Origin of the sequence: Micromonospora sp. 15K316, assembly GCF_004348525.1 — a bacterium.
GTDB lineage: Bacteria > Actinomycetota > Actinomycetes > Mycobacteriales > Micromonosporaceae > Micromonospora.
The window spans coordinates 1-2199 of sequence record NZ_SMKG01000392.1 but is presented as its reverse complement, the minus strand read 5'-3'; the positions used below and the strand labels follow the sequence as shown (position 1 = coordinate 2199).

3 protein-coding genes are annotated in these 2199 nt (G+C 71.9%); 2 read left to right on the top strand and 1 reads right to left on the bottom strand.

The window, feature by feature from the left end; genetic code table 11:
• Positions 1 to 300: 300 nt before the first annotated feature.
• Complete coding sequence (locus tag E1211_RS31825; protein ID WP_132353907.1) at positions 301 to 603, bottom strand: helix-turn-helix domain-containing protein; 303 nt, start codon at positions 601 to 603, stop codon at positions 301 to 303.
• Between the two features lie 65 nt (positions 604 to 668).
• On the opposite strand from E1211_RS31825, the gene map reads away from it, so the two are divergent.
• Positions 669 to 1451 carry a type I methionyl aminopeptidase gene (gene map, locus E1211_RS31820; RefSeq protein WP_132353905.1) on the top strand — a complete coding sequence of 261 codons (783 nt, stop codon included), beginning with the start codon at positions 669 to 671 and terminating at the stop codon, positions 1449 to 1451.
• Between the two features lie 290 nt (positions 1452 to 1741).
• A complete protein-coding gene (locus tag E1211_RS31815; RefSeq protein ID WP_132353903.1) occupies positions 1742 to 2104 on the top strand; it encodes a sigma factor in 363 nt (120 codons plus the stop codon).
• Positions 2105 to 2199: the final 95 nt, after the last annotated feature.

Below are 2199 nucleotides of genomic sequence, written 5' to 3'. Positions count from 1 at the left end.
GGCGCCACGGGCACAGCGGACCGATCTGGCGCGGACTCAATCCGTGGGTACGCCGAGGCGCGCGGGCCGGCACCGGCCGATCACCGGGGTTCTGCCGGCGCGTGTCCCTGGTCTCCGGCAGTCGTGGATTGTCCGGTTCGGGCCGGTGGCGAGACAGCGCAGCAGGGGAATCTGCTACAGGCGAGTCGGGGTGGTCACTGCCGCGGGAGGGTGGGGGAGCGGTGCCGCCTCGTGCCTCGGTGCGACGCGCCTCCGGGTCGGCCGTGGTCGGTCGGACTCAGCGGGCCGGCGGTGAGAGCCTCACGAGGCCAGCCGCGCCGGAGCGCTGCCACCGGAGGTCGTCGTCACGGCGCCACGTTCGGGTTGGTTGATCTCGGCCCAGAGCACGTCGAGGGAGAGGCCGAGGACATCGGCGATGGCGGCGATGGTCGAGAAGGCGGGGGTGGCGACGCGACCGGACTCGATCTTCCGCAGGGTCTCCGGCGAGACCCCTGCGTCCAGCGCGGTGACGAGCATGGAGCGCTCCCCCCTGGCGCGTCGCAGGAGGGCGCCGAGGCGCTGCCCGCGTTCGACCTCCGCGGGGGTGAGCGGCAACCTGACCATGGGCCGATTCTAGTACCGGGATAACATGGCCGGGATAGTTATTGGAAGTGCGAGGAAGGCGGCGCATGATCGAGCTCCTGAACCCCACCGACCTGCCGCGAGCGAGGGAGACGGGCGCCCTGGTCGCCGAGATCCTGCAGACCCTGAAGAGCCGCAGCGCGGTCGGCACGAACCTGCGAGACATCGACCGGTGGGCCCAGGCCATGATCGCAGAGGCCGGAGCGCAGTCCTGCTACGTCGACTACGAGCCGTCCTTCGGGCGCGGGCCGTTCGGCCACTACATCTGCACGTCCGTCAACGACGCCGTGCTGCACGGCCTGCCCCACGACTACGCGCTCGCCGACGGCGACCTGCTCTCACTCGACCTCGCCGTCTCCAAGGGAGGGGTCGTCGCGGACTCCGCCATCAGCTTCATCGTGGGCGACTCCGCACCTCCGGAGAGCGTCGCGCTGATCAGCGCGACCGAGCGCGCGCTGCGCGCGGGGATCGCCGCCGCCGGGCCTGGCGCCCGGATCGGTGACATCTCCCACGCCATCGGCTCGGTCCTGAGCGAGGCGGGATATTCGATCAACACCCAGTTCGGTGGCCACGGCGTCGGATCGACGATGCATCAGGACCCGCACGTCTCGAACACCGGGAAACCCGGTCGTGGATACCGGCTGCGCCCGGGGCTCCTGCTGGCGTTGGAGCCGTGGGTCATGGCCGACACCGCCGAGCTCGTCACCGACGCCGACGGCTGGACGCTCCGGAGCGCGACAGGCTGCCGGACGGCCCACAGTGAGCACACGATCGCCATCACCGACGACGGGGCCGAGATCCTCACCCAGCCGGCGCGGGCGGGCTCGTGAGGCGTGCGCCACGGGTGCCACGCCTACCCCGGCGTCGCACCGCGTCACGCCGTACGCGCAGGTCGCGGCGGCGGCCAGGAGAGCGATCCGTGATCGTGACAGCTCTGCTCGCCTGCCGGGAGCTGTCACGAATCGGAGGGCCACTCGGTCCGTAACGGGTGACAGCTCCAGGTGGTACCCCGGACGCCGGCTCACGCTGCTGCCCGACCGCCGCGGCGCAGGACGCGCTCCGGCGCCGGCTGCCCGTTGAGCCGGCGTGAGCCGACCCCGCGACAACACTGGGAGGATCGATGGTCCCCGAACCCCGCCGGCCACCCCGGCCCGGCGCGCTGCCCAGCGCCTTCTGCGCGGTCGTCGCCGAACGGCGCCTGCTCTGGAACCTCGCGTACTGCCTGCTCGATTCGGTCGGCGACGCCGAATTCGCGGTACAGGAGACGTACACCCGTTGGTACACGATGCCGGACGACGAGCAGGAGCGCGTCGAGAGGCCGCTCACCTGGCTCGTCGGCACCCTCGTACGGATCTGCGTCGACCTGCGCGAATCACCTCCGCGACGCGCCCATGGCCGGGTCGTCGCGCCGGCGGGCCACCGCGATCCGGCGGGACCGCCATCCCGGCGCTTCGGCGTGTGGCGCGATGCGCCGAAGCTGTAGTCCGCTCGCGCGGTCTATGCACGCACGGCGCAGGGGGCGCACGTCGTGGCGAACGGGATACACCACCCTCTGAACCGTCCACCCCGCCACGGCCC